This window comes from Gordonia liuliyuniae, assembly GCF_021739025.1.
In the GTDB taxonomy this organism is placed as follows: domain Bacteria; phylum Actinomycetota; class Actinomycetes; order Mycobacteriales; family Mycobacteriaceae; genus Gordonia; species Gordonia liuliyuniae.
In genome coordinates, this window is the sequence record NZ_JAKKOT010000005.1 from 110196 (window position 1) to 126742 (window position 16547).

Consider the following 16547-nt stretch of genomic DNA (forward strand, 5'->3'; position numbering starts at 1 on the left):
CACCTGTCAGGCCTCCCCGGTTCGTTCGTCGGGCTCGGCTACGGCCGGTGTCGCGGCCGGGATCAGTTCACGCGCGCCCGGCGAGCAGTAGATCGACCACATGCGCTGCGCGACGGTGATCAGGCTCAGGACCGCGAGCGCCCACATCGCGACGTGGATCGCCCACGACCAGTGCAGTCCCGGAAAGTCTGTGAGGCCTGCGCCGACGAGCACGATGATGAGGCGGTCGGGTCGTTCGATGAGCCCGCCGTCGCCGTTCAGGCCGGCCGCCTCGGCGCGCGCCTTGGCGTACGAGATGACCTGTGAGGTCACCAGGCAGATCAGGGTGGCGATGAGCAGCAGTTCGTGCGGGTCCTGGACGGCCGCCCACCATGCGAGGCCGCCGAAGATCGCGCCGTCGGCGATGCGGTCGCACGTCGCGTCGAGCACCGAACCGAAACGGGTGCCGCCGCCGCGGGCGCGGGCCATCGCGCCGTCGAGCATGTCGAACATGACGAACGCCCACGTCACGAGGGCTCCGGCGAACAGGTGCCCCTGTGAGAACAGCCAGATCGACGCGGCGACGGTCACGACCGTGCCGATGATTGTCATCAGGTCCGGGGTGAGACCGGTCCGGATGAGGGCGCGGCCGATCGGCAGTGTCACCTTCGACACCGACGCGCGGCCTTTGATGCTAAGCACTCTCTGGTCCCCCGAGGTCCGTCCACGCCCGCGCCAGCAGCGTCCGCGTGTCCTGAAGCAGTTGTGGCATCACTTTCGTGTCGCCGACGACGGTGATGAAGTTCGCGTCGCCCAACCATCGTGGCACGACGTGCTGGTGCAGGTGCTCCGACAGCGACCCGCCTGCGGCCGCACCGAGGTTGAGACCGACGTTGAACGCGTTCGGGTTCGACACCGATTTGATGACACGGATCAGATGCTGGGTGAACGACATCAGCTCGCGCGATTCGTCGACCGTCAGATCCTCCAGGTCGGCCACCTGGCGATACGGCACGATCATGGTGTGCCCAGGGTTGTACGGGTACAGGTTGAGCACCGCGTACACGCTCTCGCCGCGCGCGATGATGAGGCCTTCCTCGTCGGTCATCCGAGGGATGTCCAGGAACGGATGGCCAGTGAGCTCACCGCCGTCGGACGCCTTCTTCGGCGACTCCGCGGTGATGTAGCTCATCCGGTGCGGAGTCCAGAGTCGTTCCAGGCCCTCGCGCGCCGAACGGTCGGCCGCTGTCATCGGCGTTTCCTCACGAGTTCGAGGAACTCACGCATCGTGTCGGCGGTCGGCGAGTCGTTGCGGCGCGACTCCTCCCACTCGTCGATGGCGACCACCGCGTCGTCGACGTCCACCCCGTTGAGTTGTGTGCCGTCCCGGAACCGGAAGCTGACAGCGTTGGCTTCGACGTCGCGTTCCCCGGCGAGCAGCATGAACGGAACCTTGGCCGCGGTGTGGTTGCGGATCTTCTTCTGCATCCGGTCGTCGGAGTGGTCGACCTCGGCGCGGACCCGGCGGCTCTTGAGCCGATTGACCGTCGTCTGCAGATGCCCGGCGAACGCGTCCGCAACGGGGATGCCGACCACCTGCACCGGCGACAGCCAGACCGGGAAAGCGCCCGCGTAGTGCTCGGTGAGCACGCCGAAGAACCGCTCGATGGAGCCGAACAGCGCGCGGTGGATCATCACCGGACGCTTCTTGGTGCCGTCGGTCGCCGTGTACTCGAGGTCGAAACGCTCCGGCAGGTTGAAGTCGAGTTGCAACGTCGACATCTGCCAGGTGCGACCGAGCGCGTCCTTGACCTGAACGGAGATCTTCGGACCGTAGAACGCCGCGCCCTCCGGGTCGGGGACGAGTTCGAGCCCGGACGCCTCGCCGACCTCCCGGAGCGTCTGCGTGGCTTGCTCCCAGACCTCGTCCGAGCCGACGTACTTGACCGGATCCTTCGTCGACAGTTCCAAGTAGTAGTCGTCGAGTCCGTAGTCCTTGAGCAACTGCAGCACGAAGTTCAGCGTGGTCGTGAGCTCGTCGACGACCTGCTCCTGCGTGCAGTAGATGTGGGCGTCGTCCTGAGTGAATCCGCGAGCGCGCGTGAGACCGTGCACCACGCCGGACTTCTCGTAGCGGTAGACCGAACCGAACTCGAACAGCCGCAACGGAAGCTCCCGGTACGACCGTCCGCGGGAGCCGTAGATCAGGTTGTGCATCGGGCAGTTCATCGGCTTGACGTAGTAGTCCTGGCCGGGTTTACGGACCGTGCCGTCCTCGTTGTATTCGGCGTCGAGCTGCATCGGCGGGAACATGCCGTCGGCGTACCAGTCGAGGTGTCCGGACACCTCGAACAGGTTGCTCTTGGTGACGTGCGGGGTGTTGACGAACTCGTACCCGGCGGCCGCATGCTGCTCGCGCGAGTAGTCCTCCATCTCCTTGCGGATGATGCCGCCCTTGGGGTGGAACACCGGCAGACCCGAACCGAGCTCGTCGGGGAAGCTGAACAGATCCAGTTCGCTGCCCAGACGACGGTGGTCGCGCTTCTCCGCTTCGGCCAGCCGGTCGAGATAGAGATCGAGCGCCTCGGTCGTCTCCCAGGCCGTGCCGTACACGCGCTGCAGATCGGCCAGGCTCTGGTCGCCTCGCCAGTAGGCGGCCGAGCTGCGGGTCAGTTTGAACGCCGGGATGTACTTGGTGGTCGGCACATGCGGGCCGCGGCACAGGTCGCCCCATACTCGGTCGCCCGTGCGCGGGTTCAGGTTGTCGTACGCGGTGAGCTCTCCGCCGCCGACCTCCATGATCTCGTCATCGTCGGCTGCGCCCTTGTCGTCGATCAGTTCGAGTTTGAACGGCTCGTTCGCGAGTTCCGCGCGGGCCTGGTCCTTGGACTCGTAGACGCGGCGGGAGAACTTCTGACCGGACTTGATGATCTTGCGCATCTGCTTCTCGAGGACCTTCAGATCCTCGGGGGTGAACGGGTCGTCGACGGCGAAGTCGTAGTAGAAGCCGTCGGTGATCGGCGGCCCGATCCCCAACTGCGCCTTCGGGTTCAGGTCCTGCACGGCCTGCGCGAGCACATGCGCGGCGGAGTGTCGGATCACCGAACGCCCGTCGTCGGAGTCGGCGGTCACCGGCTCGACGTACTTGTCGATGTCCGGCGCCCACGACAGGTCACGAAGGGTGCCGTCGGCTTCCCGGACGACGACGACGGCCTGCGGACCCTTGTTCGGCAGCTCGACGCCGTCGGGAAGTTCGGTGTCCCGCATCGCTGCGCCCGCAGTAGTGCCCGCCGGAACCCGCACGGTCTCGGGAAGGCGAACTCGTTGAGCGGACGCGACGTTGTCGGGCACTTGCTGACTCCTGTGTTTCGGGCTGACGACATGAAACTGTCGAGCTTGATGTTATCGGTCCCGTCCACACCACGGCGTACCGCACCCGATGTCTCAGGCCGATCGAGCGACCTTGCGATCGGCCGCACACCCCACTCATTGATCGAGCGGAGTCGAGATCTCGACTCCGCTCGATCAACGCCGCGCGCTCACCTCAGCGAGGCGGTGCCGTCAACTCCACGTATCGGGCGAGGTGACGGTCGGTGGCGCCGTACTCGTACTGCAGCGCGGTCAGCCGTTTGAAGTAGTGGCCGATCGCCAACTCTTCGGTCATGCCCATGCCGCCGTGGAGTTGTACTGCGTTCTGCCCGACGAAACGGGCGGCGCGCCCGACGGTGACCTTGGCCGCCGATACCGCGCGAGCCCTCTCCGCCGGCGCCGCGTCGATCTTGATCGTTGCCAGAAGCGCTGCGGCGGAGGCCTGTTCCACTTCGATGAGCATGTCGACCATGCGGTGGCTGAGTACCTGGAAGCTACTCAACGGCACCCCGAACTGTTGCCGCTGCTTGCTGTACTCGACGGTGTCGTCGAGCACTTTGCGCATCGCGCCGACTGCCTCGGCGCAGACCGCGGCTGAGCCTTCGTCGACGGCACGCGACAGCGCCTCGGTCGCCTCATCGCCGGTCAACAGGAGCGAGTCACCCGGCACTCGGGCTCCGGCGAACACGATGTCGGCGGCCTGCCGGTCGTCGACGGTGCGGATGGCGTGTGCCGTGACCCCCTCCGCCGTGGCGTCGTACGGGAAGACGAACAGGCCGAGTTCGGGCTGGCCGGACCCGGCTTGTTCACCGTCGATCTGCGCGGTGACGATGAGGTGGGTCGCGATGGGCGCGTCGACGACGAGCGCCTTCGAGCCGTCGAGCACCCACTGGTCACCATCGCGGCGGGCGGTGGTCGAGACCGAGGTCAGATTGTCGGACGAGTCCTCGGCCGCGGCGAGTGCGACGATGGCCTCGCCTTCGGCGATCTGTGCGGTGACGGTGTTCGCGACGTCTGAGCCGATGCGCGAGAGCAGTCCACCCGCGACGACGACGGTGTTGACGTACGGTTCGACGACGAGCGCATGGCCGAGTGCTTCAGCGATCACCATGGTCTCGACGGGACCGCCGCCCATGCCGCCTGCCGACTCGGGCAGGGTGGCGCCGAGGATTCCGAGGTCGTGCGCGAACGCCTTCCAGATGTCCGGCTGCCAGCCGGGACCGGTCTTGACTGCCGCGCGCGAGGATTCGAGTCCGTAGCGCGTTGCGAGGAATTGGGCGAGCCCGTCGCGCAGCAACTGCTGCTCTGCGGAGAGTTCAAAGTCCATGGTGTGTCAGAGCCCCAAAGCTGCTTTAGCGAGAATGTTTCGTTGGATTTCGTTGCTGCCCGCATAGATCGAGCCCGCGCGGTCGTTGAAGTACCGCAGCGGCGCGACGGCCTGCCACGGCTCGCCTCCGGCGTACCCGTCGGCGGGTGGCGTGAACTCGGCGATCGGCCCGCCCGGAGCGGTGATGTGCGGCTGGTAGGCACGGCCGTACCTGCCCGCGGCCTCCATGGTGAGCTCGGTGATGCTCTGGCTGAGTTCGGTGGACAGGATCTTGCCCATCGACGACGCCGGACCGGGGTTCTTTCCGGCCGCGACCGTCGCGAGCACACGGTATTCGAAGATCTCCAGCACCTCGGTGCGGATCCGTGCTTCAGCGAGTTTCGCGGCGAACAATGGATCGTCGATGAGTCGCCGGCCGCCGGGGAGGGACTGTTCGGCGGCGTCGGAGGTCAGGTTCTCCAACATCACCTGCAACGCCGGTGCCGCGGCGCCGCCGCCTCGCTCGAACTCGAGGAGGTACTTGGCGACCGACCAGCCGTCGTCGATCTGGCCGAGCACGTTCGACTTCGGCACTCGGACCTGGTCGAAGAAGACCTGGTTCTGCACTTCTTCACCGGACGTCATGACGAGCGGGCGGATCTCGATGCCCGGCGTCGTCATGTCGATGAGGATGAACGTGATGCCCTGCTGTTTGCGTTCGAGCCGCGAGGTGCGGACGAGCGCGAACATCCAGTTCGCTTCCGTGGCGTGCGTCGTCCAGATCTTGCTGCCCGTCAGGGCCAGGTGGTCGCCGTCGTCGGCCGCGGCCATGGTGAGCGCCGCGAGATCCGACCCCGCTTCGGGTTCGGAGTAGCCCTGGCAGAAGAAGACCTCGCCGGTCAGGATGCCGGGCAGAAAGTGATTCTTCTGTTCGTCGGTGCCGAACTTCATGATCGCGTGCGAGACCATGCGGATCCCCATCGGCGATAGCGCGGGCGCGCCGGCGAGCGTCATCTCGCGGCTGAAGATGTAGTGCTGGGTGAGACTCCAGTCGCAACCGCCGTACTTGACCGGCCACGCCGGCGCAGCCCATCCGCGTTCGTGGAGGATGGCTTGCCACGCCATCGACGCCTCGTGGTCGGAGTAGACGCTGGTCATCAGCCGACCGGCGCGAGCCAGGTCTGGCGTCAGCTTCTCGTCGAGAAAGGCCCGGATCTCGTCGCGAAACGCGATGTCCGCCGGGGACCACTCCACATCCATGTGTTTCCCTTCGTCCGGCACAACTCACCGGGATTATCTGACAACAAGTGTTCTCGGATATGAAACGCACGGCCTGAACGTTTGTCAAGACGACGAGATCGCCGGTGCGCCATCGTGTCCGACGTGTCCGTCCTTCTGCGCGCGTTTCGCCCACCACAGCGTGACCGCGATGGTCCCGAGCAGGACGATCAGGTATGCGCCGCTGGCGACGAGTTGCAACGGAAGATGCCAGCCCACCGTCGCCGAGCCGACGAATCCGCGGAACGGACCGAACACCATCCCGTGGAACACTTTGCCCGCCGAACCGGCGATCGGCACGATGGACGGCTGTGTGTACGCGAACGTCAACGCCACGATCGCAGCGGGCGCCAGCCACCACACCCAACTCGCCGGCCGCGCGGCTCGCGCATGATCGGCGGCGTGCACGGTCGCGACCAGTAGGAGCGGCAGCACCCAGACCCAGTGGTGCCCCCACGAAAACGGGCCGATGGCGCACGACGTCATGCCCGTGATCGAGATCGCCAGGAGGTTCGCGCCTGCGCGGTACGCGGCGCGCGCGGCCCACAGTCCGAGTACGCCGACGACCAGCCCGACGGGCAGCCACAGCCACGACGGCGGGTTCGCGACCCCATAAGTGGCGAGCCGCGCGAAGTAGCCGTGAAACGTCTGGTTGGCCGGCGCGTCGAGACGACCGATACGCGAGGTCTCGGACACCTCCGTGGTCCAGAATCGTCGCGCTTCGTCGCCGAGCACGAGGATGCCGACGACGACGGTCGCCGCGAACGTGCCCGTCGCGACCGCTGCGGCGCGGAACCTCTTGGTGACCAGGAGGTCCACGACGAAGAACAGCGGGGTGAGTTTGATGCCTGCGGCGAGCCCGACCCCGACGCCGCGCAGGCGTTCGCTGCGGACGGTGAGGTCGAGGATCACCACGAGCGCGAGGACGAGGTTGATCTGCCCGTTCCAGAGAGTCGTGTGGACCGGTTCCAGAGCGGTCGACGCGATGGCCCCGCACACCGTGAACAGGACGAGGCGTGCATCGAACCGGAACCGCAGTGCATGCATCGACACGCCGACCACTAGCAGCAGACTGATCACGTTGCCGATGTTCCACAGCAGGAGCGCGGTGTGCGGGACGAACCCGGCGAGCGGGACCATCACCAGTCCAGCGAACGGCGTGTACGTGAACCGCCACACCCGGTAGACGGGCAGGTCGTACAGGGGCGTCCCCTCCCAGACGGCGATCGCTCCCCCGCGGTACACCCGCGTGTCGATACCGTTGTGGAAGAGTCCGTACACCGGGTCCGTGAACGGAACTGCCCAGATGTGCCAGCAGATCACCAGGGCCGCCGCGCACGCGGCGACGGCGATCATCGTCCAAGTCGTCGTCCTCTTCGACGAACGGTCTTCCACCCGAGGATTGTACGTCCGTCACCCGCCCCGGACACGCGTCGACACAACAGTGACTGAACCATCCCGTCTGGGATGTTCGTCCATGTCATCGGGCGGTGCCTCACCGCCGATCGAGCCCTGCCACGAGGGTCGGTCCAGACCAGGATTTTCAGAAACGCAGAATCACGAGCACCCCCCTCGTCCGCTACGCATGGGTGATCCTTGTGCTCGCATTCGGCGGGTGCGCCGTGTTCGTAGACTCTGACTTTGGTTGACGTGGACCGGGTGAGGCCGCGGTGCTCATGTGGACGATGACCGCCGCCGCTGTTCTCACGATCGCAATACCGGGGTTGCATCCGTGAACAATCCGCGACGCAGAACGATCCGCGCACGCGAGGCCGTTATGCGACAATCGCCGCCATGACGACTGGTGAGCTTGAATCCCTTGTGGCGAGTATCGAGTCCAAGAGTGTGCCCCAGATGATCGAATGATTGTTCGAGTAGGTGGGCGTGCTCATCGGGATGGGCGCGCAAGGCAGAGAAGCGAACGACCCCCGCACTGAAATGCGGGGGTCGTTTGCCGGGTGGCGATCACGTCACCGGAACTTAAGCGTTCCAGGGGGTGATGGAACCGCCGCCGCCGCCAGGTGCGCGCAGCCCCATGAAGGACAGCAGATCATCGGCGAGCGGGTCAGGGTTCTCGAGCACGGCGTGTCCGGTCGTGATGTGGCCGCGCCAGCGGGCGATCAACTGGCCCTCGAAGTAGCCCTTCTCGGCGCCGGGGTTGAAATTCCACTTGTCGATTCGAAGCACGCCGACGATGAAACCACCGAGAACCACGAACAGGTAGCCCGAGTCCACTGCCAGCTGGCTGCACGCCGGCGGCCAGTACTTGAGGGTGGCGTCCTCGAACTCGTCGACCGTCATGTCCTCCTTGACGCCTACATACTTGCGGCCCGACTGATCGCTGGCCAGCTCGGCCACACAGGGCCGCAGAACCGGAGCGATGAAGGTGACCGTGCCGCCGCCGTCGGTCGGACGCTCGATCTCGATGCGCGAGACTGAGTCCAGCTCCAGGAGGTCGGCGTGCCGGAGGGTGTCGATGTCCGGCGGATTGAATCCGGCGTCGATGGACTTGCGGAATGTCGCCTCGCCCATCGCGAGAGATTTCGCGACGGTGGGAACCTTGACCACCCCCTGCTCGCTGCACTGCGCGGCGGACAGTGGCGCGGATGACCCCGAATCGTCGGCCAGCTCAGTGATGGTGTTCGCCGGTCGCGCGAGGCCGGATGCCGGTGCCCGACGTCGTGGTCGGAGGAGCCACGGCGCGCCCGTGCGGAAGCGTGCCCGGAAACGTCCGTAGGGGCCCGCTCGGCGCTGTTGGTCTCCGCACGCCTCTTGCGAACACGGGGCTGCCCAGGTCGCGCGTCCATTCGCAGCCGTCCGGTGTCCGACCGGCTTGCGGACACGCTGTTGGCCGGCGAGCAATCCGAACTGCGGGACTAGACGGGGCGGAGCTTGTTGACCTCCATGACACGGCTGAGGCCCGAGCACCAGTCACGAGTCTCGGGGCTGATCGATCCGATGAGGCGCAGGGCGTCGTTGTGGCGCGAGACGACGTTGACCTGCATGAGTGGCTCCATATGGGAGACGCGGTTGCGCAGGGCGTGAAGGTTGGCCACGCGGCCCGCCGCGCCGTGACCGTGCGGGTCGTTCTTGCGATGGGGAAAAGCGCGTTCTACCGCTTGATCCCAGAGGATCTTGCGCTGTTTGTAGTTCGAGTCAGTGGTGTCGGGGGTCGGTAGGATTTTCGCCCAGACGCCAAAGGTGAGCTGAGCGACCATGTCGTCGTGATTGACAGCCGCGGTAGCGCGCGGGTGGCCGGACTCTCTGGCCCCGACCGCCTCATAGGCGTGCTTCTTGGCGGTTTTCCTTGATTCTCGCGTCAGCGCATTGAGCGGTGTGGCTGCGTCGCTGGTCCAAGCAGGACCGTGGTGGTGCGGCGCTTGTCCAGGGACGACTCTCGTGCACGTTTGGTTCCACGCTCGTAGCTCGCGATCGATCGCGTTGCGGAGGACGACCTCGGTCACGGCGAGCACCTTCTGGAACTCCGCGCTGAGCTGCAGGTTCCATTTGTATAGTTCGAGAGCCTTCAGCGGGTCGTTGGCGCAGTGGGAGATGTACGGGGCGAACCTTGCGGGGTGTACATGCTCGGCGATAGCCAGGATCGTCGCGTGCTTTGCCATAGACCGTATATTGGTCTACTCTGATGAACAGATACAAGGACAAGATCCCTTGTTAACCGTATAGGGACACCCCCGCGACAGCTAGGTCGTGGGGGTTCTCTTTATCTCGGCGGTGGTGACGACCAGCTCAGCCTGCGCGAGCGCGTTGATCGCGTTGGCCATCGGCCGCGTGCGCTCGAAGTCCGCATCGATCTCGGCTTCGGTCATCGTCTCGTCGTCGTCCACTCCCACCAGTACAGCGCAGCCGGGCTGCGGTGGGTGGTCGGACCGGAAGAACAAGACCCGCCAGCCATTGGCCGGCGGGGTCGGTTAGCCCGGGCAGAGCAGCACGGCGTTCAGCGAGTCCGCCACTCCGACGACGGCTTCGGCCAGGCGCCATGATCGACCGCCTGGTCCACCACGCCGAAGTCCTCGCACTCAGCGGCGACTCCTACCGCACACGCTCCCGACGAGAGCTCCTCACGACTTCGCCCGAACCGGGCGAAAACCACTAACAACCAACACAGGGGGTCAATCTTCAGACGCCGGAAAGGGGTCAGATTTCACCCGCCGTTGACACTGGGTCAGACCGGTGCTGCCGATGCCTCCTCCTACAAGCATGTAGCCGCGCGGCTACACCGGATGCATTACGGATCATCCGACAATGCGCAAGCATCGGGTGCCGACCCTGTCGATCACCCCAATGACGACGAAGACCCGCGGCACTGGTGTGCTGCGGGTCTTCTCGTGGTGGCCGCTGTGCGGCCATTGCTCAGCTCTCGCCGTAGACGCACTCACGGAGGGACGGAGCCGGGATCTGGACCACCACTCCCCTCTTGCGCGGCCGCAATGTCCGCAACTCGCCGGCAGCGATCAGTCGATCGACGGCGTCCTCGGCGACCTCGCTCTTGCGGAAGACACGAAAGTCGTCGTGGGGATTGGAGACTCGTGCGGGCACGGCAATCCTCATAAGAAGAAGTTTCTTCTGGGGCGGACTGCCACGTGGGCCCGGCTGCCTCTTGTGCCGGAGGCGATTCCCAGTCGTGGCCGGATCACCGCTCAATGAGAGTGGGTGCTGTCCCTAAGGACGATTCCAGGCTACTGAGGCTTGGCACGTAAGGGCAAGCAACCGCAGGGATCGGCGCCCTCGAGTACCGCACAAGTACCGCAACCGGTCGGATCACAGGGGGTCTCAAAACCGAAAGAACCCCTGTGATCAGGGGGTTTCTTGTTGTGGTCCCGGCTGGGATCGAACCAGCGACCTTCCCGGTGTGAACGGGACGCTCTTCCACTGAGCCACGGGACCGTGTTGAGTTTGTGCGCGCAGCGTCTGCAGCGCAGCACTTCGCACGAGGAATGAGACTACACACCGTCGCACAGGGTCGGCAAATCCCCCTCCGGAGCACGAGCCGGCAGCTTTGGGACGCGGTCGAGCGGTCGCCGTTTGGCGTCACCACGACGCGCCACGTGCGAAAACACATAGATGTAACTCGTCAACCAGCCGATTTGTCATCGCACCGCGTGTACGGCTATTGTTCATTCCGCTGGCGAGCAGCGGCCCACAAGGCATGCTCCCCAGTAATGCGGATGTGGCGCAGCTGGTAGCGCATCACCTTGCCAAGGTGAGGGTCGCGGGTTCGAATCCCGTCATCCGCTCGGAGCGAGGTTTCGATCTTTCTCGCCTCGTGGTGGCGTGGCCGAGTGGTGAGGCAACGGCCTGCAAAGCCGTGCACACGGGTTCGATTCCCGTCGCCACCTCCACCGCAATCTGAACATGCGCGATTAGCTCAGTGGGAGAGCGCTTCCCTGACACGGAAGAGGTCACAAGTTCAATCCTTGTATCGCGCACCGACGAAGAGACCCGCTCATTCGAGCGGGTCTCTTCGCGTCTGCGGCGCCGCCACCACCGACGGATCGATCACCGGACTACCGGTCGGGCCTCCTCGCCGACGACTGTCGGCCACCCGATTTGGCATCGGCGTCGACGACCCGCTAGAGTTTCTTCTCGCTGGCCGACAACAGTTCGGATAGCGATGCGGATGTGGCGCAGCTGGTAGCGCATCACCTTGCCAAGGTGAGGGTCGCGGGTTCGAATCCCGTCATCCGCTCGGAAACGAGTTCGATCTTAAATCTCGTCACGGTGGCGTGGCCGAGTGGTGAGGCAACGGCCTGCAAAGCCGTGCACACGGGTTCGATTCCCGTCGCCACCTCCACTGGAGAACTACAATTTCACATGACTTGCGCGATTAGCTCAGTGGGAGAGCGCTTCCCTGACACGGAAGAGGTCACAAGTTCAATCCTTGTATCGCGCACCACCGCAGGCCCGTCGATCACTCGACGGGCCTGCGTCGTACCTGCCGTGAGGCGACCCTGCTTCGGACTCCCCTTGCTCGTCGTAATGTCTGCCCGTCGCCATCGCCGCTGTACGCCTCGCGGGCCGAGGACGGATGTTCCGGAGGCTCACGTATTCTGTCGGGGCGAAGGACGCGGGTCGCACGTGATCGACCGCACCGAATTACGCGTGCAGGTCAGCCGACGTCGCAACCGCTGACTCGATGGAGCCTTCGCCGCCCCTATCGCCCAAGTGTTAGGAATTCCGTAGCCGTGCCAAGCCTCGCGATGCTGTTCCAGAGTCACCTCGATTCGGGACTCACCGGCGACCGACTGCGCCAGCAGATGCTCGCCGACTTCCCCGACTTGACGCCCGCGTCGTTGACCGTGGACGCTGCGGAGAACGCCGACGAGGACCGTCCACTCACCCTCTCGTACGGCGACACGATGATCGCGTTGATGAGCGTTCCAGCAGCCGTCGGCGACGACCTCCAGGAAATCGCCGAGCACAGCCGCCTGTGGCCGGAGTCGACACCCGTCCCAGCGTCGTACGACGCCCACACGATCGTCACCGTGCTCCGTCCGCGAAACTCCTCGACCTCGTACCAGGATGCAATCGCGGACGCAGTATTGCTGTCGAAGGTGATCGCGTCCGCCATCGCGGTGAGCGACTCGATCGTCGCCGTCTACTTCGGCAGCGCGAACCACGTGATCGTCCCAGAACTGTTCCGCGACCTCACGATCGAGACACTCCCCGACCCGATCCTCCCGGCGTGGGTGGCATTGAACGTCGCTCCCCGCACCGACGGCGTGATGACCGGACACACCCGAGGCTTGGACATGCTCGGGTTGATGGACATCGAGATCGTCGAATCTCCCGAAACCGCCGAAGAGACATTCGCGCGTCTGGCCAACATCTCGATCTACCAACTGCAGAGCGGCCCGGTGATCGGTGACGGACACTCTCTCGGCACCACCGACGACGCCGAACTGTTCGCCCTGCACGCACCGTCCGCGTTGGATCCGGACAAGACGGTTCTTCAATTGACCTTCGCCGCGGGCGACGAGCAGCCGGTCGCGGCGACCGCCGTCGAACCGCAAAGCAAGAAGCGCGGCTGGTTCCGCCGGAAGTAGGGCGTCCACCGCTCGATAGCGCACAGTCGAGAAGATTGTCCGCACTGCACACTATGGTGTGCAGAATGGCGATCGCGTCCTTCTCCGAACTACACGCCGGCCAACGACTCTCGGGCCGCTGGCGGGACACCGTCGACCTGATCGCCGTGACAGCGTCCGGCGACAACGCGGCAACCCTCGTCGTCCGAGACCTCCGCCTCGGAGTCCGTGAAGAGCTCGTCTTCGCCGACGACCTGCCTCGTATCGTCATCGAGACCACATCCGTCGCCTCGTGGACGTTCGACGCCGACCCTGCAGCATTCCGAATCGCCACCGAAGCCCTCCGCATCTCGAAGACCGCGGCACACGACCCGATGGCCGCGGTCGGCACCAGCGACATCTCGCCGCTCCCCCACCAGATCCGAGCAGTCTATGGGGAGTTACTCCCCCGGACGCCGTTGCGCTTTCTGCTCGCCGACGACCCCGGTGCGGGAAAGACGGTCATGGCGGGGCTGTATGCGAAAGAGCTTCAACTCCGCGGCGACATGTCGCGGATGCTGATCGTCGCGCCGGGCGGGCTCGTCGAACAGTGGAAGGAGGAATTACTCACGAAATTCGGGATCGTCACCACCCTCCTCACCCGCGAACTGATCAACGTCAGTCCAGGCGGGGACCCGTTCCCCGAGCATCCGCTGATGATCGCGCGCATGGATCAGCTGGCTCGCGACCCCGAGTTGGTCGGCCACCTCGAGAACAGCGAATGGGATCTCGTCGTCGTCGACGAAGCACACCGCATGTCGGCGAGCTGGCAGGGCTCAGATCTGGAGGTTCGCGAGACCGAGCGATTCAAACTCGGGCGAGTGTTGGGGTCGGTGACCCGCAACTTCCTCCTCATGACCGCGACACCACATGCCGGGAACGACGACAACTTCGAGCTGTTCCTCTCGTTGCTCGACGAGGACCGCTTCGCCGGTCGGCGGCGCCGGAGCGGAACCGTCGACACCTCCGGTCTGATGCGTCGGATGGTGAAGGAGGCACTGCTGACCTTCGAGGGGCGACCGCTGTTCCCCGAACGCATCGCGGAAACGGTCCCCTATGCGCTCTCGGGCGGAGAGAGTGAACTGTACGAGGCGGTCACCCAGTATGTGCGAGTGGAGATGAACCGGGCGCAAGCCTCACCGGACTCCCCGAAACGCCGCACCGTCGGCTTCGCGCTGACCGTGCTGCAGCGCCGTCTCGCGTCGAGTACACATGCGGTTCTCCGCAGCCTGATCAGACGAAGGGACCGCCTGGCGTCGCGGCGCGCCGATCTGATCGCCGGACGCATCCCGATCGACGACCGAGTCTCGCTTCCCTCCCCCGACCTGTTTGACGATCCTGACGAGTTCAGTGCTGAAGAGTTCGAGCAGCTCGAAGAGGAAGTGGTGGACGCTGCGACGGCGGCACGGACCGTCGCCGAACTCGACACGGAGATCGCGATCCTTTCGGATCTCGTCGCCCTTGCAACGCGTGTCCGAGACCGTGGGGACGATCGCAAGTGGGCAGAGCTCAGAAGCATGCTGACCGATCGAAGTCTGCTCCGCGATGCGGCCGGCGCTCCACGAAAGCTGATCGTCTTCACTGAGCACAAGGACACGCTCGACTACCTTGTCGCGCAGATCCGCAACGTCCTGGGCTCCGACGACGCTGTCGTGACCATCCACGGCGGAACCCGTCGAGCCGACCGGGTCGCGGTGCGCGAGCAGTTCACCAACGAACCGGACCGTCTGGTTCTGGTCGCGACAGACGCCGCCGGCGAAGGCCTCAACCTACAGGCCGCCCACTTGATGGTGAACTACGACCTGCCGTGGAACCCGAATCGTCTGGAACAGCGTTTCGGTCGCATCCACCGCATCGGACAGCGAAATGTCTGTCGACTGTGGAACATCGTCGCGTCGGACACTCGCGAAGGCCAGGTGTACACACGGCTCCTGGCCAAGATGGACCAGCAACGCGCAGCGTACGGCGGCAAGCTGTTCGACGTCCTGGGCGAGGAGGCATTCGGCGGCAAGCCCCTCCGCGACCTGCTGTGGGACGCCGTGCTCTACGGCGACGATCCGGCGCGACTCGACGAGATCGAGCGCGTCGTCGACGCCGAGGTCGCGGCGGGCTGTGAAGCACTGGTGTCCGAGCGGGCACTGGCTCGCGAGACGTTGGCCCCCGTCGAAATGGATCGTCTGCGGCGACAGATGGATGAGGCCACGGCTCGTCGGCTCCAACCGCACTACATCGAGCAGTTTTTCATCAGTGCGTTCGGGACGTTCGGCGGTCGCCTCATCAAACGGGAGAAGAATCGCTTCCAGATCTCCAATGTCCCTGCGTCCCTGCGGAGTCGGCCGATCCGCCGCGAGCACGCGTGGCGGCCGGTCACGCGTTCGTACGAGCGGGTCACGTTCGAGCCGACAGCAGTCTCGTCGGCGGCGACCCGAGCCGACTTGCTTGCGCCCGGACATCCGCTACTCGACGCACTGCTCGATTCGGTCGTCGAGCGCGATCGCAGTCTGCTCGTGGCCGGCGCGACCCTGTTCGATCCGGCTGATGCAAGTACGTCGCCGCGTGTGATCGTCGCGGTGACATCGGAGGTCGTCGATGGCGCCGGCACTGTGGTCAGCCGTCAGTTCTCGTTCGTGTCGGTCGCGGCGGACGGTTCGGTGACCGATGCCGGGACAGCGCCACAACTCGATCTGGAGCCACTGCACGATCTGTCGGTCGCTGCAGCCGCTTTCGATTCGCTCTCGTCGTCGTTCGCCGACGACGCGGTGAGATGGCTGACGAACAACGCGGCTCCAGCGCACTTGGCGCAGGTGCGCGAGCGAATCGTTCCTGAAGTCGATCGGGTCGAGGCCGCGGTGCGCACGCGACTCGTCGATCAGGTGAACTATCTGGATGCCGAAGCCGCGCGTCGCCGCGAGGAAGTTGAGTCGGGTCACGGGTCGAGGCGTCGGCGGAGGATCAGCCCGGAACGGCTGACACGCCAGGCCCGTGATCTGGAGGCTCGGTTGTCGCATCGGTTGGCGGAGTTGGCTGACGAGCGGGCTCTTGCCGCGCGCCCACCGCGGGTCGAGACCGCGTTCATGGTGGTGCCGGCAGGTTTCGTCGGAGGTGACGTCGGCCGATACGCGGCGGACACAATGGTGACCGATGCCCGCGCGGTTGCCGCAGTGCTGGCGGCCGAGCATCGGCTGGGACGTTCAGCAGAGGAGATGCCGCACAACAACAAGGGCTATGACGTGCTGTCGACCCCGGCGAGATCGTCGGACGGTTCACGGCCGCCGTCGATCTTCATCGAGGTGAAGGGGCGTATAGCGGGTGCGGACAGTGTGACGGTCTCGTACAACCAGGTGATGCATGGGCGGAACGCCGGGGAGAATCACCGGTTGGCGTTGGTCTCGGTGAGCCCGGAAGGCCCGGAGCGCGACGAGGTCAGATATCTGACGAACTATTTTCACGACTTCTCGTTGGGCGATGTCGACGTGAGCAGCGTCGAGATCGAGTGGCGCAAGGCGTGGCGAAGGGCGTCGGCGCCGCATTGA

General features: G+C 65.2%; 12 protein-coding genes, 7 tRNA genes and 1 pseudogene. 9 read left to right on the top strand and 11 right to left on the bottom strand.

Going from position 1 to position 16547, the window contains the following annotated elements; translation table 11 throughout:
- Positions 1-6: 6 nt before the first annotated feature.
- The 9 genes from pgsA to L5G28_RS11365 form a co-directional block, all read right to left on the bottom strand.
- A complete protein-coding gene (pgsA, locus tag L5G28_RS11325) occupies positions 7-681 on the bottom strand; it encodes a phosphatidylinositol phosphate synthase (protein WP_237001645.1) in 675 nt (224 codons plus the stop codon).
- Complete coding sequence (locus L5G28_RS11330; RefSeq protein ID WP_237001646.1) at positions 674-1231, bottom strand: ATP adenylyltransferase; 558 nt, start codon at positions 1229-1231, stop codon at positions 674-676. Before L5G28_RS11330 ends, pgsA begins: the two co-directional genes overlap by 8 nt.
- A complete protein-coding gene (thrS, locus tag L5G28_RS11335) occupies positions 1228-3330 on the bottom strand; it encodes a threonine--tRNA ligase (protein ID WP_237001647.1) in 2103 nt (700 codons plus the stop codon). Before thrS ends, L5G28_RS11330 begins: the two co-directional genes overlap by 4 nt.
- Positions 3331-3523: 193 nt before the next feature.
- Positions 3524-4675, bottom strand: a complete 1152-nt coding sequence (locus L5G28_RS11340; RefSeq protein WP_237001648.1) for an acyl-CoA dehydrogenase family protein — start codon at positions 4673-4675, stop codon at positions 3524-3526.
- Between the two features lie 6 nt (positions 4676-4681).
- On the bottom strand, positions 4682-5914 hold the full coding sequence (locus tag L5G28_RS11345) for an acyl-CoA dehydrogenase family protein (RefSeq protein ID WP_237001649.1): 1233 nt from the start codon (positions 5912-5914) through the stop codon (positions 4682-4684).
- An 84-nt stretch (positions 5915-5998) separates the two neighbouring features.
- The gene (locus tag L5G28_RS11350) at positions 5999-7327 is read right to left on the bottom strand and encodes a glycosyltransferase 87 family protein (RefSeq protein WP_237001650.1); all 1329 of its coding nucleotides are present in this window, start codon (positions 7325-7327) and stop codon (positions 5999-6001) included.
- A gap of 585 nt (positions 7328-7912) precedes the next feature.
- Positions 7913-8500: a hypothetical protein gene (locus L5G28_RS11355; RefSeq protein ID WP_237001651.1), complete on the bottom strand. Its 588-nt coding sequence runs from the start codon at positions 8498-8500 to the stop codon at positions 7913-7915.
- 308 nt (positions 8501-8808) lie between these two features.
- Complete coding sequence (locus tag L5G28_RS11360; protein ID WP_237001652.1) at positions 8809-9552, bottom strand: hypothetical protein; 744 nt, start codon at positions 9550-9552, stop codon at positions 8809-8811.
- An 81-nt stretch (positions 9553-9633) separates the two neighbouring features.
- Positions 9634-9777, bottom strand: a complete 144-nt coding sequence (locus tag L5G28_RS11365; RefSeq protein ID WP_237001653.1) for a hypothetical protein — start codon at positions 9775-9777, stop codon at positions 9634-9636.
- A 149-nt stretch (positions 9778-9926) separates the two neighbouring features.
- Between L5G28_RS11365 and L5G28_RS11370 the strand changes: the two are divergent.
- A pseudogene (locus tag L5G28_RS11370) lies at positions 9927-10046 on the top strand (ATP-binding protein); the annotation flags it as partial.
- A 257-nt stretch (positions 10047-10303) separates the two neighbouring features.
- Here L5G28_RS11370 and L5G28_RS11375 read toward each other — a convergent pair.
- Positions 10304-10501 carry a DNA-binding protein gene (locus L5G28_RS11375; RefSeq protein WP_237001654.1) on the bottom strand — a complete coding sequence of 66 codons (198 nt, stop codon included), beginning with the start codon at positions 10499-10501 and terminating at the stop codon, positions 10304-10306.
- Positions 10502-10765: 264 nt separating this feature from the next.
- A tRNA-Val gene (locus L5G28_RS11380) sits at positions 10766-10837 on the bottom strand.
- Between the two features lie 277 nt (positions 10838-11114).
- Between L5G28_RS11380 and L5G28_RS11385 the strand changes: the two genes are divergently transcribed.
- The 8 genes from L5G28_RS11385 to L5G28_RS11420 all read left to right on the top strand — a co-directional run bounded on the left by L5G28_RS11385 (position 11115) and on the right by L5G28_RS11420 (position 16547).
- Positions 11115-11187, top strand: a tRNA-Gly gene (locus L5G28_RS11385).
- Between the two features lie 31 nt (positions 11188-11218).
- A tRNA-Cys gene (locus L5G28_RS11390) sits at positions 11219-11292 on the top strand.
- A gap of 15 nt (positions 11293-11307) precedes the next feature.
- Positions 11308-11379 (top strand) — tRNA-Val (locus L5G28_RS11395).
- Between the two features lie 187 nt (positions 11380-11566).
- Positions 11567-11639, top strand: a tRNA-Gly gene (locus tag L5G28_RS11400).
- A 31-nt stretch (positions 11640-11670) separates the two neighbouring features.
- Positions 11671-11744, top strand: a tRNA-Cys gene (locus L5G28_RS11405).
- 27 nt (positions 11745-11771) lie between these two features.
- A tRNA-Val gene (locus L5G28_RS11410) sits at positions 11772-11846 on the top strand.
- Positions 11847-12135: 289 nt separating this feature from the next.
- Positions 12136-12996, top strand: coding sequence for a DUF4261 domain-containing protein (locus L5G28_RS11415; protein WP_237001655.1), 861 nt, complete (start codon positions 12136-12138; stop codon positions 12994-12996).
- A gap of 65 nt (positions 12997-13061) precedes the next feature.
- Positions 13062-16547 carry a helicase-related protein gene (locus L5G28_RS11420; protein WP_237001656.1) on the top strand — a complete coding sequence of 1162 codons (3486 nt, stop codon included), beginning with the start codon at positions 13062-13064 and terminating at the stop codon, positions 16545-16547.